At 47.4% G+C, this 23,437-nt stretch carries 17 protein-coding genes; 7 read left to right on the top strand and 10 right to left on the bottom strand.

Annotated elements, in window-relative coordinates:
* Nucleotides 1–124 precede the first annotated feature (124 nt).
* Entirely contained in the window at nucleotides 125–874 is a 750-nt protein-coding gene (locus AK963_RS02625) for a nicotianamine synthase family protein (RefSeq protein ID WP_066013913.1), read from the bottom strand.
* 321 nt (nucleotides 875–1,195) lie between these two features.
* On the opposite strand from AK963_RS02625, the gene AK963_RS02620 reads away from it, so the two are divergent.
* The gene (locus AK963_RS02620; protein WP_066013911.1) at nucleotides 1,196–2,137 is read left to right on the top strand and encodes a LysR substrate-binding domain-containing protein; all 942 of its coding nucleotides are present in this window, start codon (nucleotides 1,196–1,198) and stop codon (nucleotides 2,135–2,137) included.
* Between the two features lie 358 nt (nucleotides 2,138–2,495).
* On the top strand, nucleotides 2,496–3,722 hold the full coding sequence (locus tag AK963_RS02610; protein ID WP_066013907.1) for a metal-dependent hydrolase family protein: 1,227 nt from the start codon (nucleotides 2,496–2,498) through the stop codon (nucleotides 3,720–3,722).
* A gap of 145 nt (nucleotides 3,723–3,867) precedes the next feature.
* Here the strand turns inward: AK963_RS02610 and AK963_RS02605 are convergent, their stop codons facing one another.
* Complete coding sequence (locus AK963_RS02605) at nucleotides 3,868–4,290, bottom strand: hypothetical protein (protein ID WP_066013905.1); 423 nt, start codon at nucleotides 4,288–4,290, stop codon at nucleotides 3,868–3,870.
* A gap of 216 nt (nucleotides 4,291–4,506) precedes the next feature.
* Here AK963_RS02605 and AK963_RS02595 point away from each other — a divergent pair, with 216 nt between their 5' ends.
* The 3 genes from AK963_RS02595 to AK963_RS02585 all read left to right on the top strand — a co-directional run bounded on the left by AK963_RS02595 (nucleotide 4,507) and on the right by AK963_RS02585 (nucleotide 10,708).
* Nucleotides 4,507–5,223: a response regulator gene (locus AK963_RS02595; protein WP_066013898.1), complete on the top strand. Its 717-nt coding sequence runs from the start codon at nucleotides 4,507–4,509 to the stop codon at nucleotides 5,221–5,223.
* On the top strand, nucleotides 5,220–6,794 hold the full coding sequence (locus AK963_RS02590) for an ATP-binding protein (protein WP_066013896.1): 1,575 nt from the start codon (nucleotides 5,220–5,222) through the stop codon (nucleotides 6,792–6,794). Before AK963_RS02595 ends, AK963_RS02590 begins: the two co-directional genes overlap by 4 nt.
* A gap of 227 nt (nucleotides 6,795–7,021) precedes the next feature.
* Complete coding sequence (locus AK963_RS02585) at nucleotides 7,022–10,708, top strand: hypothetical protein (RefSeq protein WP_139117209.1); 3,687 nt, start codon at nucleotides 7,022–7,024, stop codon at nucleotides 10,706–10,708.
* A gap of 186 nt (nucleotides 10,709–10,894) precedes the next feature.
* Here AK963_RS02585 and AK963_RS02580 read toward each other — a convergent pair whose 3' ends face one another.
* Both AK963_RS02580 and dbpA read right to left on the bottom strand, forming a co-directional pair.
* The gene (locus AK963_RS02580; protein WP_066013892.1) at nucleotides 10,895–12,016 is read right to left on the bottom strand and encodes a hypothetical protein; all 1,122 of its coding nucleotides are present in this window, start codon (nucleotides 12,014–12,016) and stop codon (nucleotides 10,895–10,897) included.
* A 123-nt stretch (nucleotides 12,017–12,139) separates the two neighbouring features.
* Complete coding sequence (gene dbpA / locus AK963_RS02575; RefSeq protein WP_066013891.1) at nucleotides 12,140–13,540, bottom strand: ATP-dependent RNA helicase DbpA; 1,401 nt, start codon at nucleotides 13,538–13,540, stop codon at nucleotides 12,140–12,142.
* Nucleotides 13,541–13,738: 198 nt separating this feature from the next.
* On the opposite strand from dbpA, the gene AK963_RS02570 reads away from it, so the two are divergent.
* Nucleotides 13,739–15,238 (top strand): SLC13 family permease, encoded by a 1,500-nt coding sequence (locus AK963_RS02570; protein WP_202969708.1) that lies wholly within the window; start codon nucleotides 13,739–13,741, stop codon nucleotides 15,236–15,238.
* Here the strand turns inward: AK963_RS02570 and AK963_RS02565 are convergent.
* The gene (locus AK963_RS02565; RefSeq protein WP_066013885.1) at nucleotides 15,235–15,654 is read right to left on the bottom strand and encodes a YybH family protein; all 420 of its coding nucleotides are present in this window, start codon (nucleotides 15,652–15,654) and stop codon (nucleotides 15,235–15,237) included. The genes AK963_RS02570 and AK963_RS02565 overlap by 4 nt on opposite strands.
* A gap of 331 nt (nucleotides 15,655–15,985) precedes the next feature.
* Nucleotides 15,986–16,489: a GNAT family N-acetyltransferase gene (locus tag AK963_RS02560; RefSeq protein WP_066013883.1), complete on the bottom strand. Its 504-nt coding sequence runs from the start codon at nucleotides 16,487–16,489 to the stop codon at nucleotides 15,986–15,988.
* Between the two features lie 630 nt (nucleotides 16,490–17,119).
* Between AK963_RS02560 and AK963_RS02555 the strand changes: the two genes are divergently transcribed.
* On the top strand, nucleotides 17,120–18,061 hold the full coding sequence (locus AK963_RS02555; protein ID WP_139117208.1) for a hypothetical protein: 942 nt from the start codon (nucleotides 17,120–17,122) through the stop codon (nucleotides 18,059–18,061).
* 202 nt (nucleotides 18,062–18,263) lie between these two features.
* Here the strand turns inward: AK963_RS02555 and AK963_RS02550 are convergent, their stop codons facing one another.
* The 4 genes from AK963_RS02550 to AK963_RS31765 all read right to left on the bottom strand — a co-directional run bounded on the left by AK963_RS02550 (nucleotide 18,264) and on the right by AK963_RS31765 (nucleotide 23,121).
* Nucleotides 18,264–18,659 (bottom strand): hypothetical protein, encoded by a 396-nt coding sequence (locus AK963_RS02550; RefSeq protein WP_066013878.1) that lies wholly within the window; start codon nucleotides 18,657–18,659, stop codon nucleotides 18,264–18,266.
* Between the two features lie 96 nt (nucleotides 18,660–18,755).
* Nucleotides 18,756–19,595, bottom strand: coding sequence for a putative RNA methyltransferase (locus AK963_RS02545; protein ID WP_066013876.1), 840 nt, complete (start codon nucleotides 19,593–19,595; stop codon nucleotides 18,756–18,758).
* Between the two features lie 107 nt (nucleotides 19,596–19,702).
* Nucleotides 19,703–22,486 carry an ImpA family metalloprotease gene (locus AK963_RS02540; protein WP_066013874.1) on the bottom strand — a complete coding sequence of 928 codons (2,784 nt, stop codon included), beginning with the start codon at nucleotides 22,484–22,486 and terminating at the stop codon, nucleotides 19,703–19,705.
* 278 nt (nucleotides 22,487–22,764) lie between these two features.
* Nucleotides 22,765–23,121 carry a hypothetical protein gene (locus AK963_RS31765; protein WP_139117207.1) on the bottom strand — a complete coding sequence of 119 codons (357 nt, stop codon included), beginning with the start codon at nucleotides 23,119–23,121 and terminating at the stop codon, nucleotides 22,765–22,767.
* Between the last annotated feature and the right edge of the window lie 316 nt (nucleotides 23,122–23,437).

Below are 23,437 nucleotides of genomic sequence, written 5' to 3'. Positions count from 1 at the left end.
CATCCTGAGTTTTAATCTGACTGGCTATTTGATCTACCAGTTTTTCGTTGATTTCAACGCTCATTGTTATTCTCCATTTTGGAGTATTAACGACAAGCGTTTACACAATTTAAATTACATTCCCTCATGAGTGTATCTCAATTTCTTTTCTAAGTTTTGTATCTTCTGGTATACGAATCTCTGGATATAGAAGCTTTCTTAATGAATGGGATGACCTGAATAGAATAATTCCGTTGTAATTGTTCTTGTTGATGTTTTTAATTATTTCAAGTTTTTCTTTCTGATCTCTCCCATTTAGTGCGGCGAAAATAATTGTGTCATGGTTTTTATAATCTTGATATTCTTTTGAGTCCATGCATATGACATCACGGATGTTAATATCTAACTTATCTAAAGTTTTTTTTGCCTGGTTGCAGGCTTCTATCGATTTATCCAAAACTGTACAGTTTATATTGTATCTGGAAGAAAATATTATCGCGCTCAAAGGCAATGGACCTGCCCCGAGGAAGATTGTGCTTTCTGGTTTTTTTCCTTTGGTTGAAACTAACGCTTGATATTCAAGGTTGCATAGTTTTAGGTAATTCTGTTTGTATGGAAATATATCCAGAGTTTCAGAAGGGGTGCTTGACTCTGCAATTTTTTCTGCCCAGTGATTTTCAAGATAATACTCACCCAAAGCGCATATTTTGTGCAGGTTTAAAATTATTGATTGCACATCTTTATCATCAAGAGCATCATTAATTTCATTTTCAGGGTATTGATGAGTAACCAGTGAAACAAGGTCACTAAAAAGCTCATTGACATAGCAGCATGGCTCGTAAGATTCTAGTTTTGATAGTTCATCATATATAGAAAGAATTTTTGATTTAAGCAAAACAGTTAACCCAAAATTGGAATGTTTAAAGCTATTACACAGTTATATTTTTCAACAGTTTATCCCTAAGCCATAAATATAAGCTGATACAGCGAGATATGATTAAGTCGTAAAAGCGATAGTCTTGTTTCAAGACTATCTCGATTGAAAATGGTATTAGAGCCAGAGGCTTAATCATGAACATCTTGTTAATTCTAAAGTGATAATGATTATCATTAATGATGGGTGATGATAGTAGATTTATCTTATATGGCAAGATTAGTATCTGAAATTTTAATGGTAGGCTTTCCGAGTTATTGCTGGGAAGAAACTGGTTAAAAAATGAACCGATACTGCAACATCAATCTGTCAAAAATAGACCTGAATCTGCTTACTGCACTTGAAGCTTTGATGGAAGAGCGTAGTGTCACCAGAGCTGCTGCACGCTTGTTTATCGGTCAGCCTGCCATGAGCCATCATTTGAGTCGACTCAGAGAGCTGTTTGATGATCAATTACTGGTGCGACAGGGCAGTCAGATGAAACTGACCCGGCGGGCAAGGGAGTTAGCGCCTAAAGTAAAAAAAATCCTGGATCAGGTACGGAATGACCTGCTGCTGGTTCAGGAGTTTGACCCAGCCAGTTTTGATGGACACCTGAATATTGGACTGACCGACTATGCCGAGTCCCTGTATGCTGAGGTGATTGTTCAGGCTTTATTACAAAGCGCACCAAACTGTACCGTCAGTTTTATCCTGGTGGATCGGGACAGCGCGTTTACCCTGTTTCGTAATGGCCGACTTGATTTGGCCATTGGCAGCCTTGGCGATGGTCCGAATGAATTGGCTGTTGATATGCTCTATACCGAAAAACACGTTTGCCTGTTTGATAATGAACGACTTCAGCTGGATATACCGCTCTCCTATGATGACTTTCTCTCGGTTGACCATGCACTTATTAATAACACGGGAAATGTGAAAGGCGTGGTGGATGACTTGCTGGCTCAACGAGGTGATCGAAGAAAAGTTCGAGTGACCTGCGGACGGTTTACCTCATTGTTACGTCTTCTGCCGGAGCAGCCGCTGATCAGTGTGGTGCCTAAGGTTCTGGCAGCACTGGGTCGTCCTGACCAAGGGCTGACCATGTCTCCCTGCCCGGTTCCCGTGCCGGATTTTGATATCTACGTTGCCTGGCGTAAGGAAGATAATGATGCGTCGGTGCTTCAGTGGCTCAGGGAGCTGGTGGCTGTTACGGTGAAGCAGCGAAGGCTATCGATATTGCCATAAACCTTCCTGCATATGAGTTTTTAAGCTCTGTCCTATACTTGAAGGCTAGGGTCTGTTGACGTTTCGTTGCATGCTCAGTGGCCCAGAAAAGCGTCATATGCGCGAAAGACTTGCGCAGCGTGTAGTTATTCTACATCAAGCAAGTCTGACAAAGCAGATGGCGCTTTTCTGGGCCACCCTTCGGGCGGATCAGGGCAGCCCTATGACTTCGTTGCGGCATTTTGAAAGGCAACTGGCCTTTATGCCCTTTAGGGTATTCCTGCAATGCCACGCCTTGCCATAGGGACGCCCTGATCCGCTGAGCTCGCAACGAAATGTCAACAGGCCCTAATAATAAGCCCAAAAGAGGAAAGTGCATTTGGCCACCCTGCGAATCATCAATGCCCATGTTCTGGATGTTGTCCAAGGTACTTTACTGCCCAAACAGTCACTTAGCATCAAGGATGGCTACATAGAAGCTATTGGGGATGACCTGCACGATGAGTCTGCTGACAGGGTACTGGATGCGGCGGGTCGGGTAGTCATGCCGGGGCTGTGTGATGCCCATGTGCATATTACTGCGGGTACTCCGGATTTTGTGGCATTGCGCCACTGGCCTCCCTCCTATGTTGCAGCCCATGCAAAACATATTCTGGAAGGGATGCTGATGCGCGGTTTCACCACGGTACGTGATGCCGGTGGGGCCGATTTTGGTTATGCACAGGCCATCGAGGAAGGCCTGCTTACAGGGCCCCGCCTGCTGTTTTGTGGTCATGCACTGTCTCAGACCGGAGGGCATGGTGATATGCGCCTTCCCGGTGATCACCAGACGGATCATTGCTTTTGCTGTGCTGGGCTTGGCAAAGTCTGTGATGGTGTTGCCGAGGTTCGCAAAGCCTGCAGGGACGAAATCCGCAAGGGCGCCCATCAGATCAAGCTAATGGTGTCTGGTGGTGTGGCATCACCCACGGATCGAATTGACAGTACCCAGTTTGCAGAAGATGAAATTCAGGCCGCTGTTGAGGAGACGGAAGCCGCCAATATCTATGTGATGGCTCATGCCTATACCAACCGTGCCATTAAGCGGGCCCTGGAGGCCGGAGTCCGCTCTATTGAACATGGCAATTTGATTGAGTCTGATGGCATCGAACTGCTGAAAAAGAAAGGCGCTTTTCTTGTGCCCACGCTATCAACCTATGATCAGCTTGCGCTCAGAGGGGTTGAAGCGGGAATGCCGGAAGCGTTGCAGAAGAAGGTCTACAGTGTTCTGGATGCAGGCCTGCAGGCGTTGGAGGCGGCCTGGCAGGCGGATGTGAACATTGTCTTCGGTACCGATTTGCTGGGTAGTATGCACGACGCTCAGTTAAAAGAGTTCGCTATACGTGGTGAAATCATTCCACCAGATGAGTTGATCCGGTCGGCGACAGTGAAAGCAGCAGAGCTCTTTAACCTGTCTGGACAGATCGGTGTGCTGGCAAACGGTTATCGGGCGGATCTGCTGATAGTGGATGGAAATCCGCTGGATGATCCTGGTGTTCTGCAACAGCCTGAGAAGCACCTGAAACTCATTATGAAAGACGGCAGGATTTATAAAAATCAGCTGTAGAGGGGCATAGCGATTTGCAGATAAAGACCTCGTCTTTGTACCACAAAGGCACAAAGTCACAGAGAAGTGCTTGTTACTGAGTAGCTTTTCTTTGTGTCTTCGTGCCGCTGTGATGATGACAGGCTCAGGATAAACAGTTGACGGTTTACTTCTTCTCTTTGGCTTCGATCCGTTCCTTGATCATGTTGTAACGTTCCAGTGGCATACCATTTTTGGCCAGTACCATCTCTTTTACCAGTGAGTTGTCTTTGGTCACGATGGTTACGTTATAACCGTCTTTTGTCGAGGTGACTTTGCCCACTTTAACGTTGGGGTTACCCTGCATGATCAGTCGGGCTTCATTAAGGGTTCTGATTTCATTCGCAGAGAACTCGCGGTTCATGTGCTCTTTGAAGTTTTTGCCCATCATGCCACGCTTGCCATGTTCTCCTTTCATGAACTGGCCTGAGCGATTGCCTTCCATGCAGTGTCTGCCATCACCTCTGTCATTGTCACCCCACCAGGCAAAGGCTGAAGAAGCAGTAAATACAGTAACCAGGGCGGTGGCAATCAATGTTGTCTTTTTCATGGCTTTTGTCCTCAATGGGGTTCCACGTTGGTTTGGTGAAACCCTGGTAATCATTTCGGGTTTCGATGGACTCATTAAAAACCATGAATTTCTCAGAAATATCCCGAAGCCATGGGAGTTTGTCTCAATTTGTATCAATTGTTCGCAGCCTATCCAAAGCAGCAGTACTAAAGCTTTATAATATTTTGACCGGCAATCTGAACAGTGTGGAACGCCATGAAAAAACACATTCTTGTGGTTGATGACCACGATGACATTCGCGATCTGTTAGGGCGCTACCTGGATCAGCATGGCTATCTTGTTTCTCTGGCCGATGGCGGGGAGGCCATGCGTGGGGTTCTTGAGCGGGAAGCCATTGATCTTGTGGTTCTGGATATCATGATGCCGGGAGAAGACGGACTGACATTATGTCGATATCTTCAGGAACATGATGGTCCGCCAGTGATCATGCTGACCGCCATGAGTGAGGAAGCCGATACCATTGTCGGGCTGGAGATGGGAGCCGATGACTACGTCACCAAACCGTTCAGCCCAAGAGAGTTACTGGCACGAATCAAGGCCGTTCTGCGTCGTCTGGAGCATGTCTCAGCTAAGGAACCTGCTGCCAGTGATCATTCAGCATTGACGTTTAAGGGCTGGAGCCTGGATGTTCATCAGCACCAGCTGACCCGGGAGGATGGCTTGCTGGTGGATCTGAGCGCTGCTGAGTTTCGTTTGTTAAAGGTTTTTCTGGAACATTCACGGCAGGTACTGAGCCGGGATCAATTGATGGATATGACTAAAGGGCGTGAAGCTCTGCCATTTGACCGGAGCATTGATAACCAGATCAGCCGGTTGAGGAAGAAGGTTGAGAAAGACCCGAAAAATCCAACATTGATTAAAACCGTCTGGGGTGGGGGATACATGTTTACAGAAGAATCAAAAGCGGTATGAAGGACTCATTGGATCTGGACGCTAAACCTAAGGCGATAGGCAGGCAGGGGATATTTAAACGTTTTTGGTCAAGTATGGTGACCCAGATGGTCTTGGCCGTTCTGGTTGCTCTTGTCATTGCCCAGATTTTCAGCTTTGTCATTCTCGGGAATGCCTACCGAACTGTTCTGTCGGATATCAGTCAGAAGTCTCAATTTCAGCAGATAGAATCACTGGTCTGGTTACTGGAAAACAACCCAATCAGTGACTACTCGGCCATTCTGGCTGCAGCGCGAACCAAAAACACCTGGTTTACCGTTGATGATCGCAGTGAGCTGGCCAACAGAGAGATGAACGCCCGTGATAAACGCCTGATGCAGCGTTTGTTGCACTTGATGGGGAATCAATACAAGGGGCGCATACTGGTTAAAGTGGATCACTCTCGTGATGAGGGCTTGATAAAAAGTGTTGTTTCCAAAAGCCCGGCCTTCAAGAGCGATGATTCGGAGCATTGGAAATCTACCAAATACTGCAGTGATGGAGACCGTTGTCAGAAGCCATGGCATCAGCACCGCCCGACGACTGACTCCCGGCATGATGGCGACCGCCGTTATTACCGGGAAGGCTGGAGGCCACCAGTGGTCACCAGCCTCCAGGTCTCAGTGCATATGCTGAACGGCTACTGGCTGAATCTGAAGGCAACGGCACCTGCAGCCCCGCCACTGGCGGCAAAACAGACCGTTATTTTCCTTGTTACAGCAATGGTACTGGTTCTGGCTGCCCTTGCGGTGATGGTCAGGCGTATTACCCGGCCCCTGCGGATGCTTGCAAAAGCTTCTACCCGTTTGGGGGTAGGGGAGCAGGTAGAGCCGTTGCCTGAGAAAGGTCCTGCCGATCTGAAGGAAACCATTCGGGCATTTAATCAGATGAATGATCGCCTGCAGCGATTTGTGTCGGATCGAACCCGCATGCTGGCGGCGCTCTCCCATGATCTCCGAACCCCTATCACCAGCATGCGACTTCGGGTTGAATTGATGCCGGAAAGCAAAGACCGTGATCAGCTTCTGGCCACTCTGGAGGAGATGCAGCAGATGTCAGAGGCCACGCTGGCCTTTATGCGCCAGGCATCGGACAACGAAGTGACTCGACAGGTTGACCTGAATGCCATGACCGGCAGCCTGTGTGACGACCTGGCAGAACTTGGGCAGGAGGTGAGTTTTCAGGAAACCAGCGAGATTATTATTCGCTGCCGCCCAGTGAGCCTGAAGCGGGCGCTGAGGAACCTGATTGAGAATGGCGTTAAATATGGTCAGCGTGTTGATGTAAGCCTTAAGCTGTTTGACAAGGCCGGTCAGCATTTGGTGGCTGTGGTGATTCAGGATCATGGGTCGGGCATACCTGAAGATAAGATGGAACAGGTGTTTGAGCCCTTTTTCCGTCTGGAAGGTTCAAGGAACCGGGATACCGGTGGAATTGGTCTGGGTATGGCCATTGCCCGAAATATCGTCCGTAATCATGGTGGAGAGATCTGCCTAAAAAACAGTCTGCAGGGACTGACGGTTACACTGGAGTTGCCATTGCATATGGGATAAAAAAAGAACCCTGTGAATATGTTCTGCAGCCAGCGGATGTTTCTCTTCGAGGCTGTTCAGGACGTACAATACTGGGCGTTTTATGCGATCGGTGGGGGTTACCGTTTTCTTAAGTTTCGAAAACTGTACTCCCTGCTTAGCAAATCTGATTAACTGGCTATTATTACTGAAAGCAATGACTGCCCAATGCCGATAGTAATTGCAATGCTATTGGCCAGTCATTCATCATGCACAACCCTCTCAGATATCCTCTTTTCAGCATGCCTCCTGGTGGCATTGATCCCGGTTCTGTCAATCATGCTTCGGCTCCAACACTGCCTTCTCAGTCTCAGTCTCCTGTTGCCAAATCTGCGCATCGGCAGGTTGAGGTCTTGCCACATGTGGAAACCAAAGTCAGCCAGCAAGAGGCCAATAGTACTGACCATGCGGGTACTGCTATCGATAGTAAAGCGGTCTGTGATCGGGATGTCCAACATGTTACTGGTCAGACGCTTTCCTCGATTAAACCTAACCAGAAAGAACTAAAGGAAACGCAAGGCCAGCTGCTCAAACAGGCTGATGAGCTGCTTAAGAAAAGCAATGAGAATAAGGCGGTAACTGTCTCGCTGAGTGGGTTGAAACAGTCTGTAGCGGAATTGAAAAAGGCTCAGAACGATAGCCCGGAGGAGGCTCTCAAGGCTCTAAAAAATACTGACTTTCCGCCCGCCCTGAACGTCAAAATTACACTGAGAAATGGAGAAAAGTTCAACCTGATCCCACCTGGAGATGCGTTGGTAAACCAGCCAAACCTGGGGGAGCTAATGGAGAAAGCTGTAGCTATTCTTGAAAAGCACCACGATGAAAACTTTGCATCCTTCGATCAGGACACTAATGACCGGGAACTCACAAGCCTGAAACAACAGGTCTCGGGCATTGATCAACAAATCGGGGAAGAGGCCTCTGGTGCTAATGACTTCGCCAGACTTGAGAATCGACAATGCCTGCTCACCATCAATGTTCGCAGCAGAGTCGAGGATGGTTCCGTCAAAGCCACACATATTGATGGTGGCCCGATAGCTCAACAACAGATCCTGGGAAGTCCTCTGACTGGACCAGGGCATACGGGCACAACAGACCAGTCTTCTAAGGCACACACTGAGGTGGAGCCGGGCAATAACAGGCCTGTAACGCCCGGACCAACAACACTGGATCCTGCAGACAATGTCCCGCCTGATCAGGGGATCTCCATCAACTCGACAGATACTGGTGATGATATAGACCCCTTGGATGGTCTGGATGTGGAAGTGACGTTCGAGAACCCTGATAAAGTGAAGAGCCCTGATGAAAAAACAGACTCTACATTAGTCACGAATCCACAGCCCAAAGGTACCCAGCCAACAGATAATACTGAGCAAACCACTGATAGTGGTGAGGATTACAGTGAGCTTGATGGTGTCGCTGAATTGTTTGCCGGTTCAGAGACCTCTGGCGAAAGCACAGCATTAGACAGTCAGGATACAGATGTCAGTATAAGCAGTACGTCTGGAGTTGAAGCACCCATTGGTAGCGGTTTATCCACTGATGGAGCGGATCAAAGTGATACCGATACTCAGCCTGGTCAGACAGACGTGAAATTGGCGGAGAAAACATCAGTCGAGGATGATTTCAGTGAGCTTGATGGAGTTGCTGAGTTATTTACCGAGCCAGAGGTTCAGAAGGACTCTGTTTTGACATCTGCTTTTGTTACTGAAGATGCAGTACCTTCTCTGGTCAGTATGGATACAGAGGGGGGTAGCCCCTCACTGGTAAGTGTGCTTGACGGGGATAAGCTTGATGCGCCAGACAAGATTTCTAATGAAAACGGCCAGTTATCCAGTGAAAAAAGCGGAGTTTCATTGGATGAGCATTTGGAAGACTCATTAAAAGCTGCTGAGCCTGATGATGCGCCTGAATTAATTGCTAATGATCCGATAGGCTCTGCTCTGGCTGACCAGGATATTTCCATCAACTCCTCAGTTACTGGTGATATAGACTCCTTGGATGAACCTGAGTTGTACGCGACGATCGGAGTTGAAGTACCAGTTGACAGAAGTCTATCCACAGGTGGGGTTGATCAAAGTGATACTGATACTCAGTCTGGCCAGACAGACGTGAAATTGGCGGAGAAAACATCAGTCGAGGGTGATTACAGTGAGTTTGATGGAGTTGCTGAGTTATTTACCGAGCCAGAGGCTCAGAAGGACTCTGTTTTGCCATCTGCTTTTGTTACTGAAGATGCAGTACCTTCTCTGGTCAGTATGGATACAGAGGGGGGTAGCCCCTCACTGGTAAGTGTGACTGACGGGGATAAGCTTGATGTGCCAGACAAGGTTTCTAGTGAAAATGGCCAGTTATCCAGTGATAAAACCGGAGTTTCATTGGATGAACATTTGGAAGACTCATTGAAAGCTGCTGGGCCTGATGGTTCTGAACGGGGTGAAACAGCTTTGCAGCACTCAGGTGATAGGGGGGGCTTTTCTCAGAGCAGTGTTTCAGAAGGAGCTGAAATTACTGCGGATAGTCCAGAACCTCCGGATGGTTCGGTATCAAACGACTCCGATTATTTCTCTGCGGATGAAGATGAGCCGAGTACAACACAGACACTAAGACCTGAGATTGACTCGATCCCAGCAAGTGCAACTCGTACCTCACCAGCCTTGAACCCGAAACCTAAAGTAACCAACCAGCCCGTTGATGTGAGTCATGTGAAGTCCACCATTCCTCCTCAGACCAGAGCTGCCAAAAGCAGTGCTGCGCCAGCCCCGAAGCCCAAAGTAGTCAACAAGCCCGTTGATGTGAGTCATGTGAAGTCAACTATTCCTCCTCAGACCAGAGCTGCCAAGAGCAGTGCTGCGCCAGCCCCGAAACCCAAAGTAGTCAACAAGCCCGTTGATGTGAGTCATGTGAAGTCCACCATTCCTCCTCAGACCAGAGCCACAAAGAACAATGCTGCGCCAGCCCCGAAAACTAAAGTAGCCAACAAGCCCGTTGATGTGAGTCATGTGAAGTCAACCATTCCTCCACAGACCAGAGCTGCCAGGAAGAGTGCTGCGCCAGCCCCGAAAACTAAAGTAGCCAACAATCCCGTTGATGTAAGTCGTGTGAAGCCCACCATTCCTCCTCAGACCAGAGCTGCCAAGAGCACTGCTGCACCAGCCCCGAAACCCAAAGTAGTCAACAAGCCTGTTGATTTAAGTAATGTGAAGTCAACCATTCCCCCTCAGACAGGAACCACCAAGAGAAGTTCTGCGTCAGCCCCAAAAGCGAAAGTAGCCAACAAGCCCGTTGATTTAAGTAATGTGAAGTCAACCATTCCCCCTCAGACAGGAACCACCAAGAGGAGCGCTGGGTCAGCCCCGAAAGCTAAAATAGCCAACAAGCCCGTTGATGTTAGTCATGTGAAGTCCACCATTCCTCCTCAGACAAGAACCACCAAGAGGAGCGCTGGGTCAGCCCCGAAAACGAAAGTAGCCAACAAGCCTGTTGATTTAAGTAATGTGAAGTCAACAATTCCTCCTCAGACAGGAACCACCAAGAGGAGCGCTGGGTCAGCCCCGAAACCGAAAGTAGCCAACAAGCCTGTTGATTTAAGTAATGTGAAGTCAACCATTCCTCCTCAGACAAGAACCACCAAGAGGAGCGCTGGGTCAGCCCCGAAAGCTAAAGTAGCCAACAAGCCCGTTGATTTAAGTAATGTGAAGTCCACCATTCCTCCTCAGACAGGAACCACCAAGAAGAGTTCTGCATCAGCCTCAAAGACAAAACCGGCAATGACCGATAAACCAAAGGAGATGAGTGGAGTAAAGTCTGATGTTTCTTCTCAGGAAAAGAACCTCGTGGGGCCTGAATCTACAGACACAACATCAAAAGATGTGGGGGATACTGATAAGGAATAGTCGGCTGTTTTGAGTACTTTTGAAAAGTTGTCACTGTATCGTATTTCAAGGTGAAGCAAGTTTGTGAGCTGTGGATATTGATCTTTCAGCAGCCTTTGTCATGTTCCATGACAAAGGCTATATCTTTATTAAACTCAATCGGCTTCATTCTATGTCTGAGAGTTTCTCTTGGGAATGGCAGAAAAACTACAGTTTGCTTTTGGGAATCACCGGGCTAGATTCTGGGGTTTTAACATTTTCCTCAACAGAAGCGGGGGAAGTGCTTGATGTTTCTGTTTCCCCATCAGTTGAAGCTGGAGCTTCTGTTTCTTCTGGTTTTGCCGTTGAATCTGGGGCCGAGGTTTCCTCTGGCTTTGAGGGGGCTTCAGGTGCCTTGTGCAGGAATTTGTTTTCATAGAATGCAAACTCCCTTCCATCGGCAACGGCATTGATAGTGATCCCATTGTCTCTAAACTTTTGAAAGTCGTATTCAAGCTGGCTTCCTGATGACTTGAGCTTTCTTTTATCAATCTCTTCCCTGATAGCCCTCAGCGTAGCAAAAACATCATTAAACCTGGCTTCAGCCTGAGCGAGGGCGTTATCATTTCCATTGTTAAACTCAGTGACCTTTTTATCCATTACCCCAAAGGCGTGGACGTAACACTCATATACCTGAGTGGGATTTTTGGTTTTGAGTCCATTACCTGGGGGGATAAGTGAGATAACTTCTTCTCCAGGAAATTGGATGGTAACAGCGAAGTCATCTGGAGTACCTTGGGGAAGCTCGAGTTTTTTTAAAGACTCAATAAGCTTTTCTGAACTCTTAAACCAATCTACACCGGCAATAGGAAAGTGTGCTTTGGCATTATTGGCACACTCAATAAATGGCTCCAGGGCTTTTCGGGCATTGTGCGCAAGGCTATTTTGACCGTATGTTGTATATGCTTTTTTAGCTTCTTCCAGTTGTTTATCGCCCCGTTTCAGCAATTCCTGATCATTCAGGTTTTTAAAATCTTCATCTACTTTCTTGGAGTCTTCAGTCTCAGGAAGTTCAGGGGAGCCTTTGGTTGTCACCGTCGGATTTACACTGCTTACGTTGTCAGTCCAACCGTGTCCTGGAACCTGCCCTGGAGCATGCAAACCATCCAAGTGATTGTGCGATCCACCAGGAGGGACGTTATCCTGCGGTAAGGATACCGGGTGTCCGATAAATGTAGGAGAAGTTGAGCCATTCTCAGGATTTCTCGCTCCAGTGCGTGGAGCTGGCGGTTGGTTTGAGCCAACAGCCTGAGCAGGAATAGCGCCAGGTACTTGTGCAGGATTAGTCATTTCAATTACTTCCTTGTTATGTATTTAGTGGTTAGTGTCATACCTCCGTTCGACAAAAAAAGCCTGATTTAGTTCCGATCAGGCTTTGGCAGGGAGCCGTCAATGATGGCTTGCTTATGAAGGTTATAATCGTCGAACCTTGAATTTTCTCCCCTTGATCTTCCCTTTTTCCAGCCTGTTCAGTGCAGATCGAGCACTTTCACGTTTAACGGCAACATAGGCCACAAAGTCAAAGATATTGATCTTACCAACCTGGTCTCCGGGAATTCCTGCTTCGCCGGTCAGGGCGCCGAGGATATCGCCTGGGCGGACTTTGTGCTTTCGGCCACCATCAATGGCGATTGTTACCATGGGGGCTGGGACTGGCTGTTGGGTACCAGTGAGCGCTTTAGGATCACCAAATACCAGGGGAGCCTTGAGGTAATCGCTGATATTATCCAGTTTGTACTGTTCCCGCTGGGTATGAAGGCTGAGAGCCAGGCCTTTTTTACCAGCCCTTCCAGTGCGGCCAACCCGGTGAACGTGCACCTCAGGATCCCGGCTCAGGTCGTAATTGATCACTGCTGCCAGGTTTTCAATATCCAGTCCCCGGGCTGCAACATCGGTGGCAATCAGCAGGTTTGAGCTTTGATTGGCAAAGCGAACCAGCATCTGGTCACGCTCTTTCTGCTCCATATCCCCATGCAGTACCACGGGCTTGTAGCCAGCTTCATAGAGCTCAGTGCCCACCTCTTTACAGATTTGCTTGGTGTTACAGAAAATGACGCTGGATTCAGGCTGGTAGTGCTTGAGCAGCCTGATCAGCATGGCGGGCTTGTCAGCGTTTTCTGCGTGATAGAAGCGCTGCTCAATGTGCTCATGGCTATGGGTGCTCTCAACAGTCACTTCAACAGGCTGCTGTTGAAAGCGTTCGCTTAAATCCCGGATACCCTTTGGGTAAGTGGCTGAGAAGAGCAGGGTTTGTCGCTGTTCTGGCAAGTGATCAATGATATTTTCAATAGCATCAATAAAACCCATGTCCAACATGCGGTCGGCTTCATCAAGCACCAGCGTATTTACTCGGGCGATTGATAAGGTCTTTTTCCGCAAATGATCCTGGATACGCCCCGGCGTACCGACAACCACATGGGCGCCATGTTCCAGTGAGCCAATTTGTGGGCCGATAGGCTGGCCACCACACAGCGTGACGACCTTTATATTCTGCTGGTATCGAACCAGCCGTCGAATTTCCTGGGCAACCTGAGTTGCCAGTTCCCGGGTTGGGCACATCACCAGTGCCTGACATCCAAAATCCCGCTGTTTCAGCTTCACTATCAGGCCAATGGCAAACGCAGCTGTTTTACCACTGCCGGTTTTGGCTTTGGCAATGACATCTTTGCCTTCAAGAAGCTCAGGCAGACTTTGCTGCTGAATAGGTGTCATTTCCTTATAGCCCAGACTGTCCAGGTTATTGATGAGGGAGTCAGGCAAAGAGAGATCACTAAAGCGGGAAGGCGTTGTTGCGGAGAGAGTAGGTGAAGTCAAATCAAGCTCTTGGCATGTGCCATGGTACAGAAGAGGTCAATGATTATAACAGAGTCTACTCTTAATGACGGTGAATCATTACAGCAGTTCATCAGGAACCCGGTGGTTTGATGGGGTCCCTGGGCTCAATACACGGTGTGATTAACCGATTTACTGTTGAATTGCCTATAAATTTTATTAAATGCAATGGAGCGAATCATGAATTCAGGTTCTCCGGGATTGACGCCAGAGCCTGCTCGACAGGAAAGTCAGCAGGAAAGCCCTCAGGAAGGGAAACCGCTTTTCTGGCTCACAGGACTTATGATTGGAATTGCCTTGCAGTTATTCACGTTACTGGTTGAGCCACCACCAGGGATGAATGAGATGGCCTGGCGCTGTGCCGGTCTTGCCATGATGATGGCCGTATTCTGGTCCGTAGAAATTCTCCCGACTGCCATTACGGCACTGTTACCTCTGATTCTGTCCCCAATGCTTGGCTTGGCCAGTATTGATAAAGCGGCTGCTCCCTATGCACATCCGGTTATATTCCTGTTTATGGGAGGCTTTGTGCTTGGTCTGGCGATGGAGCGTTGGAACCTGCACAGTCGTATAGCTCTCAGAATCATGATGATTATGGGAACCGGAGAAAAGCGACTGGTGCTTGGCTTTATGATTGCCACAGCTCTGATCAGTATGTGGGTTTCCAATACGGCAACCACCATTATGATGCTGCCCATTGGTTTATCCGTCGTCTCGATGATTCGTCATCAGGGAAAGATGAGCCGTGGTTTTCCGGTTGCACTGTTGCTGGCCATTGCTTATGGCGCTTCGATCGGAGGCTTTGGCACCCTTATCGGGACACCACCAAATGCCTTGCTGGTCGCTTTTCTCCAGGAGCAGTACGGTATAAAGATTGGTTTTGCTCACTGGCTGATTATCGGTTTGCCGGCTTCAATTATTATGCTCGCCATTACCGGTGTCTGGCTGGGGTACTTCGGATACCGGCTTAGTGGAGAAGAAAATCATGTGGTTCGGGAATCAATCAAAGAGCAGCAAAAGAAGAACGGTTCAATGAGTGGGGCTGAGAAAGCGGTAACCACGATCTTTCTTCTGACCGCCCTGGCTTGGATAGTGCGACCCTGGCTGGGTGAGATGATTCCATCATTGGACCTCTCGGACACTATGATTGCTCTGGTGGCAACAGTTCTATTGTTTATCTTGCCAGCCAGTTGGAAAAAACTTGAGTTTCTGATGACTTGGAAAGAGATGCATCGTTTACCCTGGGATGTCCTGTTGTTGTTTGGCGGGGGCCTGAGTCTGGCAGCGATGATTCGAAAGACCGGACTCGCAGAGTGGATCGCCGGATCACTGAATATTCTTGGTGACATGCCTGCCTTGATGGCCATTGCCCTGGTAGTAACCATTATTATTTTTCTGACTGAGGTCACCAGTAACACGGCGACAACCGCCGCCTTTCTCCCTCCTTTGGGAGCCCTGGCCATTTCTCTTGGAATGGATCCTGCCGTTCTTGCTATCCCTGCGGCTATTGCCGCCAGCTGTGCCTTTATGTTGCCTGTGGCGACACCACCCAATGCCATAGTTTATGGCTCAGGAATGTTGCCTATCCGTCATATGGTGCGCAGTGGTATGGTGTTGAACCTTGCGGGTATCGTGATTATTACTTTGCTATGCCACTGGTTGGTGGAGTTTATTATTTAAGTGCTAACTGACGGAACGGGTGAAGCATGGAGGTGGCAGATCAGCCAATGATTGCTGTTCTGTCGTTTGAAAATATGGGTTGTTCTCAGAGACAGTTCTTCTAAAGGTGAATCGTCATCAGGCCTTTTCAGTGTTATTTTCCACTGGCTTGCTGTGGCGAGAACATCCTCACAGCGGTAAACCTGATTAATCTGAAAACTGATCGATACAACATCATTTTGAGAGAAGAGTTCTTCATACCAGAGGGCTAACTCCTGACGATTTGTTATTGGCCTGCCTATATCATTCCAGAACAGAAGGTCAATATCCTCTGTATAGTGACTGATGAGTTCCTTGATATTTTTGTTTTTGTAAGACGCCGCTATTTGAGAAAAGTGCAGGTTTACCATACTCCTGGCAACATCAGGCTCAGACATAATGCTGTTCCAACTCTTGGAATATTAAACTAAAAATAGTTCCTGCCTATACAAATGTCAGTGCGACATTAATTGAGGATTTTCTAAATATCTACAGTTCTCTTGATTTGAACAGAAAGTATCTATTCAGCTGCTTTAGCTGAACAGAATCTAAAGGCTTTGGCGGGTAAGTTAACCTGTATACCCCCTTAAGTACCTGATCATATGAAATCGAATATTTCTGGCTGACCACTGAATCAGAAAATAGGATTTTATATAGTTGGGTACTTAAGTATCTTCTGGGTCTTTTCGTCTGGTCAGAAGCATTCTGGCTTGAGTTGAGATAGGAAGCTCATGCCACTTGGTCAGCTTCTTCTTTATAAACTTTTAGACCTCTGGCCTGATAGTTTTTCAGGGCATAGGGATGATCCAATGTACAAGTATGCACCCAGACACGTTTGGCTTCCCAGCTCCAGGCTTCTTGAATAGCCGCACTTAACAGGGCACCACCCAGACCTTTGCCAATAAAAGGCTGTGCCAGGCCAAAGTAGGCAATCTCGATATCTCCTTCTGCTTTTTTCAATTCGAAATAGCCCGCTGGACTTCCTTTGTAGTAGCCGACCCAGAGACGAAGATTGTCATTCTCTGCATAGTCACGCCATTGATCATCAGACCAGCCGAGCTTGTCAGTCCATTGCCATTGCTGGCCAATATAGCTGTAGAGAAAACGGTTGAATTGAAACTGCTTTACCTGGCATTCCTGAATTATAAAATCCGGGTCGGTCACTGGCTTATGAATAAGTTCTTCTGGAGATACCATTTCCAGTGACCAGGTTGTAACGACTTCTGTTCCCATGTTGTTTCTTTTTCCCAGGCTACATTATTTTCTTACGCCAAGTCAGCTGGAGAATTAATGAGACTGTTCCAACCGCCTGGCATAGACGACAGTATTATAACCGACAGTTACCACAATATTGCCAGCAACAAAGAATAGAAGAATCAACGTAGCACAAAGTATTCTGAAACAGACACAGACATTGTGTTTGATAGAAAGCGCGCAAACCCTTGTAGATTATTGCGCTGTCAAAAATCTGGCAGGCCGTTAGATTTTGCCTGCAATTCGTCACCTTAGCATCGGAATAACGATTCAATAAGGGAGCTTAGGAGGAGAGTAAATCGGACTTTTAGCTTCACATGGCATACCTGGAGTCTCATGTGCAGGTGATAGTTGGCACTGATGATTTTCTGGAAGCTCAGTTATCTCAGAGGCTGACTATCATTAATGGATACAACAATATCTATTGGAAGCGTTATTCCCAGGGAGGGAGCCATGACAAATCCACTTGATCCAGGGCATCGGACAGGATCACCCATGCATGCTCCTTCAGAGCAGCTTAAACCCCAGCAGATATCAGAAGGGCAGACCAGAAAGGGTTATCGGGTTCGGGAAGTTGAGAGTACCAGTACCCAAGGGCTTAAGCCCAGGATGTTATCTTCTGTTCCGATGCAGGCTAAGTTTGGGACCAGATTCGCTATTTCACTTGTCAGGCCTTTTGCAAGTCTTTCCACGAAATTATTCGGAGGAAAGCAATTACCCAGTAACGTCCAGAACGATTTAAAAACAGCGATTGATCAAAGTGATACCCAGCGACTTCGTCATACTGTTGAAAAAATGACCTCAACAGACCAAGACAGCTTTTCCACTGAATCTGTTTCCGAAGCCTCATATGAATCACCTAACTTGACCGCTCGTGGACGTGATAAACAGATGCACCAGCAGTGGATGGATTCCCGGCTGGAAGGTGAACCTATATTGTTTTATCTGGCAAAGCGTGGGAATAAGGCAATGACTGAACACATTTGCCGAAATCCGGATATTGGCCTGTCGAGCCTTGAGTTGAAGTCAGTAGCTGGAAACCGGTCTAAAGTTATTCCCGGAGATCTGAATAAAGAAGGACTGGCTGGGTATAGTGGCTCACCCTTTGCCTTTGCTCTTGATCATGGCAATTTTGATACGGCACTGGCCATGGCGGCCAACGGAGGCACCCTTCAACATGGTGGTGCAAAAGCGGTGTTTAGTGAGTTGAAGTTAACTCCTAATGAACGTGCTGAGTTTCGAGATGCGTTTTCTGCAAGAGAGAGCGATATTGAGACAGAGCTGTTCATCATGAAAGATTCAAAGGGTGAAATAGAGAATAATTTGCAGGAAATGAGAGAACAGTATGGTCAGTTGATCTCCTGGGAAAATCCTAATTATGCCAATTTTGATAATTACCCAGAGCCTGAGCTAAGTGATGCTGATTGGAAGAAAATTAAAGATCAGTTTTCAGCGCTCAAAAAAGTGTCTGTAAGTCTTGCTAACCCTATTAAGATCCTTGAGGAGCAGCTTAAGAATGCAAGAGCTGACTTGGATCTGGTGAGGTCTTGATCTGTTTTAACTGCGTTACCGCTCCCCTGGAGTATAAATCAAGGGACAGTCACTGGTTTATGGATACATTCTTCCAAGAGGTGCCATTTCCAGTGACCAGGCTGTAACGGCTTCTGTTTCCATGTTGTTTCTTTTTCCCAGGCTGCATTATTTTCTTACGCCAGGTCAGCTGGGGATTAATGAGACTGCTCCAGCCGCCTGGCTAGACGACAGCATTATAACCGACAGTTGCTACAATATTACCAGCCACGAAGAACAGAATAACCAATGCAGCATCAAAGATGCTAAAGCTTGCCAAAAGTTGAGTTAAGCGACCAAAGCCCTCTATAAAAAACAGGTAAATACCAAATACGTAAGGAATATAGCTGGGAAGGCCTGCTAAAGCTCTGCGTGCTCCTTTATTAAGACCTGTAAGAACAATGATGGAGAATAATGATCCGATCAGTAACAGCATCCAGCTGGTTTCCATGCCTTTTAAGGTAAGCTGTAAAATGGCAATGGTCAGCGTTACTGCAAGGATAATATCGGCTTTGAGGGCCAGAACAGTAAAGAGGTCTTTGTCGCTTTTGCCGGTGAAAATCTGAGCTAACTGAAACATGGTGAACCCCCCGATTAGGCTATGGCCATGTCTCAGTTATACCATCAGTCAAGCTTGGTAAAATTGATGTAAGGCAGTATTTTTACTTATGTTGATTCATTGTGTTTCTGTATAGCGCTTTTGTACAACAGACAGACGCATTTCCAGTTCACACTCCAGCTGATCCAGTCGCTCAAGTTGCTCTTTTTGTCTGGCGTTGATATGCCAGTAATGCGGTGTCATGGCCAATAGGTCCATAATGGCCTGAGAGTTTTCCAGCATCATCATATGATCAATGGTCTGGCTTTCCAGCAGATAAAGGTGTTCCGGCAGGTCCTGCAGGCGTTTATCTTCCGGATAAGGACGGACTTCATCATAAATTGCAAGGCGAAGTGCCATTAGATGGTTTTGACCGGGTGTCAGAATAACAATATGTCCACCGGGTTTCAGAACTCTGGAAAATTCTGGCCAGTCACTGCGGGAGAATATGCTGATGATTACATCAAACTGTTCGTCCATTAATGGAAGATCACTAACACTGGCAACCAGCCACTCTATGGCTTTGTTCCGTTTGCTGGCGGCCAGGATGGCGGGTTTTGCGATATCAAATCCACAGACCTCACTATCTTCAAGCTTCTCTTGTATTGCCGATGTGTAATAGCCTTCACCGCAACCGGCATCAAGAATGCTTTGAGGTGCTTCAGGGCTGAACGATTGAATTTTATCAATCAATGCATCAATAACAGGTTGATAGTAACCGTGATTTAAAAAGCGTGTCCGTGCTTCCACCATCATCTGATCATCGCCGGGGTTTTTACTGCGTTTCTTATTGCTGGGGAGCAGGTTCAGGTAGCCCTGGCGTGCCCGGTCAAACTGATGGTTGTTTTTACATACAGCACTTTTTTGTTCTGGTGAGAGCGCTTCAAAACAGACTGGGCAACGAAGTAAGATGGGCATCGGGATGGGCAGTATGGCTAAAAGCCAGAGAGTTTAATGGTCTCTGGCGGATATTCAACTGCTGCTGGTTTGTGCAGTACCAGCTGGTACTGCATGGAATAGCCAGATTAAGGTGCTACCGGGGTATCCCAAACCATTCCTTTCTCAATGGGAATCTCAGGATTGTCAAACTGCTCACAGAACTGACTTCCATCGGTTTTGTAATAGATGGCTTCCATGGGGGGAAGATTCAGAGCCGTTATCTGGCTTTGGGCCTTGGCACTGCTGGTTAGTCCCCACTTATAAAGATAATTGAGCATATTGCGGCCAGTGACCATCGACAGCGCAATGGATGGCCAGTCATTGTGCAATTCAGGCGTTGGGCTCCAAATGCTTTTGGCTTCTTCCCACGTATATTCACTGAACCCCAGGGAGATACGCTTGGCATTCCAGGTATCGCTGTTGCTGAGTGCCCGCGAAAACTCCCGTTCGAGGATATGCAGTCTTGGCAATATCATCCAGCCATCGGTTAACGCTCCCTGACTCTGTGCTGCCATCATCATCTGCAGATAGATGGCGGCTCCACTGCTCCAGTTCTTGAAGTCTTTATTCTGTATGGACGCTAGTGGGTCTTCTGAGTTCTGGGACTCCTGCAACCAGTCAAACAGTGTTTTGAAGGGCAGGTTTTGACAGGAGGGTGCCTTACCCATCTCCTGGTAAGCACGGGACTTGGAGAAATAGGAGTAGAAGTTGGTGGCGGTATGACCGGGAGTCCAGCTTTCAAATAAAAAACGTTTTCTCTCCAAACCATGGCCGAGTTCATGAAGGTCGCCATGCCCCAGTGGATCAAATGCCCAGTAGGCGTCGTAAGGGTTGCCAGAACAACCGTAACCACAGGTGGCCTGATCCGCATTCATGTGTTTCACGTGATCAATGAGATCAATGCTATACCCCTGCTGTTCGGCGAATTGGATAATTTCGGGGTCTTGATCAATACGATCACCACGAAAGCCTGCCAGCATATGAGGCAGGTTAGACATATAACGATCCGTCACTGTCGCCAGATCGGCTGCCGAATTATTCCAGTTGCTCATGGACTGGCGCATCAGATCCAGCCGCGAGTGGACTTCAAAACCGTCAGTGACCAGTTCAGCCCAGTCAAAATCGCCTTTCGCCAGAGCCTCTGCAAACGCCTCATTGTCTTCAGGTTTTGTCCAGTAGGGATGCAGACCGATATTGCTGACATTCAGGCTGACCTGCTGGTCATTGCGGTCAAATCGCAGTTGAAGAGGGCCGCCATTTGGAGAGGTAAAGGTAAGGGTTTCACCCGGTGCGATGATCATTTCCTGCCCCCACAGATAACGGGGACGTTTATAGCCATCATTATCCAGCCAGTGGGTGGCCCCATCACGGATGGAGTTTACAAAAACACTGACGACAGCGTCTGTATTATCGGTACGGTGAACAGTGACTGGCTTGCCGGGCATGACAAAGACACCCGCTGAACGGAAAGGCACTTTACTGGTGATGTTTATGGTCTTGCTGCTCGGTGTTACATGGCTGAAATCAGTTCGCCCGAAATTACCCAAATCAGCAGGTACAGCGTTAGTTGAACGGTATTGATAAACACCAAAATCTGAAAAGGCCGCTTTTACAAAATCTTCCGTGCTTTTCAACTTATCCAGGGGGTATTCAGTTTCTGCCCGATAATAATCAGCCAGAAGTACCAGCCAGCGCCACAGCGCTTTATCATCATTGGTGGATGTAAAGATGGCATGCTTGTTTCTGTCCAGTTGCCGGAGCTGGCGCTGCATGGTTTGCAGTCCATCCAGAAAGTCGACGTTGAATCCTTCTGCCTCGGAACAGTCGTTGCCATTACACTGGGCAAAGTTAATATTGTTTCCCTGATTTTTCAGCGTGGTGAGCAGACGGTTTACTGCTGCAACTTCTGTGGACAGAGGATTGCCCCACTCAACAATGTTGAACCCTCTGAGAATCAGATAGCTCCAGTAATTGTTGGCAACGAAGTTAGCGTTGATGGCCGGAAGCAGGTATTGGCTGATGGTATTATCATCACGATAGTAGTGAAGGTACAGAATACCAATGCCCTGATTTCGTGCTTTGCTGATGCCGTCTTTCAACCCTTCTGTCAGCTCTCCGAAAGAAGAGACGATCAGCACATCAGCACCCTCAAGACAGTCAGAAAGGGCTGCGCCATTACAGGCTGCCCGATCGTTGTAACTGACCCGTCCCGGCATAAAGGTATCCAGCCAGAGTCGTGTGCTGGATTGATCAGGAAAATAATGTGACTCATCCATCTGGGCAATGACCACCTTCATGGGCTCGGCACTGTTCAGAGGTTGTCCTGCCAGCCAGTCAATGCTGTTAACCATCAACTGGTTGGCTTGATCATTGACGGCGCTGGGAAACCGCTTCCAGACCCGCATTGGGTTGGATGATAAAGCGATGAAACGACTGCTCCCTTCTTCTCCTAGAACACCAAGCCCACCAGGTTTTAAAGGGTCAAACTCACTTCGGTCGGAAGCATTTGCCTGAAGAAAGGTCGCTGACTTGCCAAATTCCGGAGCAATGATGGCTGAGTCGTGGGTGACATCCCAGTCAATATTGGTCAGGCTGTTGGCATTGGCTGAACCATCACTGTTAAGCTGAAACAGACGATAGATGACCGGATTGAACTGACCATGCCCCGTTTCGATCAGGTTATCGATTTTTTGTGTGAGTGCTTCAGCAGAGGGAATTCCTGAGGCATCGCCTGTTTGAAACGCGACTTGCAGGGCTTGTTCGACAGGATCGGGAGCAGGAGTGGAGTCTGAATTTGATGAGTCGCCACTTTTACAGGCGGTCAAGGTGGTCATCAGCAATACAGTGAAAAGCGTTTTTCTGAAGTCCATAAAAAAGGCTTTTTCCTCAAATACGTTTTATAGGCAAATTTGTGGAATTTTAAGAGAACCTCTAATCGGGCTCCAGAGATTTGAGCTTTATTAACAGGGCATGCGAGAAGGGTCACATATTGATGGTTTATGGCAATATTTACTTTGCTCTGATTTATTGAAGGTGCTGTGTATTTATCAGAAAAATATTCAGTGGCCGTTTGGACATTTATCAAATATTGGGGTGGGTAGTCAGCGTATGGCCGCTGACAAAATTTTGAAAGTAATTCACCAAGGTATTAAAAGCCCAAAGCCTTTAGCGTTCTTTCTATCGTTTCTTCATCGTCACATGCGTATGGAAATGAGTCACATATTTGTTGAAAGCTCAAAGGCTGTAAGTCCTCTATTGAGTTGGCCTGAAGCCCTTCAGTTCCAAGAGCCCCCTCTTCAAAAGTAACTCTCTTTTGAAGAGGAGAGTCATCCTTTATTAATGAGCACGACTTTGGTAATTCATTTGTAGTACCTTCTTGTATTTCTATACTTCTCCCATCGTTTATAGCTGGTTGGCCAGTAGCATTTATCGGCTTTCTTATTTCTCCCGAAGGAGCGCTTGCACCACGTGTACAAGAGCAGAAGGTGGTAAAAAAACTAAACATATGTATAGCCTCCAAAATGATATGTTGTGCAAAATAGCTAGCTGTATATAGATGCTATGAAAATCTCTGACAAATAAAAGAACAGCCTTGTTCCCACCCAGTTAATGAATAGAGTCAGACTAATTTGCAGGCAGGAAAATGTTGATATTTAGCCAGAGCTGGCCGATATTTCCTGTGATATGTAAACCAGTAACCTTACCGGTATTAATTACTGTCAGGGGAAAGTACTAAAATCCGGATCAGCAGAATTTGTAAACTACCTATTGGCTCAAGGGAATAGTCACTGTAGTCTGCGCGGCACTTTCTGATTCATTAA

The organism is Endozoicomonas atrinae (genome assembly GCF_001647025.1).
In the GTDB taxonomy this organism is placed as follows: Bacteria; Pseudomonadota; Gammaproteobacteria; order Pseudomonadales; family Endozoicomonadaceae; genus Endozoicomonas; species Endozoicomonas atrinae.
The sequence above is the reverse complement of the archived record's forward strand: the minus strand, read 5'-3'. Positions and strand labels throughout refer to the sequence as shown.

Excerpts from the sequence above, each read along its gene's own strand:
- AK963_RS02570 (WP_202969708.1), top strand. The coding sequence starts at position 13,739 with ATGAATTCAGGTTCTCCGGGATTGACGCCAGAGCCTGCTCGACAGGAA.
- AK963_RS02560 (WP_066013883.1), bottom strand. The coding sequence starts at position 16,489 with ATGGGAACAGAAGTCGTTACAACCTGGTCACTGGAAATGGTATCTCCA.
- AK963_RS02580 (WP_066013892.1), bottom strand. The coding sequence starts at position 12,016 with ATGACTAATCCTGCACAAGTACCTGGCGCTATTCCTGCTCAGGCTGTT.
- AK963_RS31765 (WP_139117207.1), bottom strand. The coding sequence starts at position 23,121 with ATGTTTAGTTTTTTTACCACCTTCTGCTCTTGTACACGTGGTGCAAGC.
- AK963_RS02540 (WP_066013874.1), bottom strand. The coding sequence starts at position 22,486 with ATGGACTTCAGAAAAACGCTTTTCACTGTATTGCTGATGACCACCTTG.
- AK963_RS02605 (WP_066013905.1), bottom strand. The coding sequence starts at position 4,290 with ATGAAAAAGACAACATTGATTGCCACCGCCCTGGTTACTGTATTTACT.
- AK963_RS02585 (WP_139117209.1), top strand. The coding sequence starts at position 7,022 with ATGCACAACCCTCTCAGATATCCTCTTTTCAGCATGCCTCCTGGTGGC.
- AK963_RS02565 (WP_066013885.1), bottom strand. The coding sequence starts at position 15,654 with ATGTCTGAGCCTGATGTTGCCAGGAGTATGGTAAACCTGCACTTTTCT.
- AK963_RS02545 (WP_066013876.1), bottom strand. The coding sequence starts at position 19,595 with ATGCCCATCTTACTTCGTTGCCCAGTCTGTTTTGAAGCGCTCTCACCA.
- AK963_RS02595 (WP_066013898.1), top strand. The coding sequence starts at position 4,507 with ATGAAAAAACACATTCTTGTGGTTGATGACCACGATGACATTCGCGAT.
- AK963_RS02620 (WP_066013911.1), top strand. The coding sequence starts at position 1,196 with ATGAACCGATACTGCAACATCAATCTGTCAAAAATAGACCTGAATCTG.
- AK963_RS02590 (WP_066013896.1), top strand. The coding sequence starts at position 5,220 with ATGAAGGACTCATTGGATCTGGACGCTAAACCTAAGGCGATAGGCAGG.
- AK963_RS02550 (WP_066013878.1), bottom strand. The coding sequence starts at position 18,659 with ATGTTTCAGTTAGCTCAGATTTTCACCGGCAAAAGCGACAAAGACCTC.
- AK963_RS02555 (WP_139117208.1), top strand. The coding sequence starts at position 17,120 with ATGTTATCTTCTGTTCCGATGCAGGCTAAGTTTGGGACCAGATTCGCT.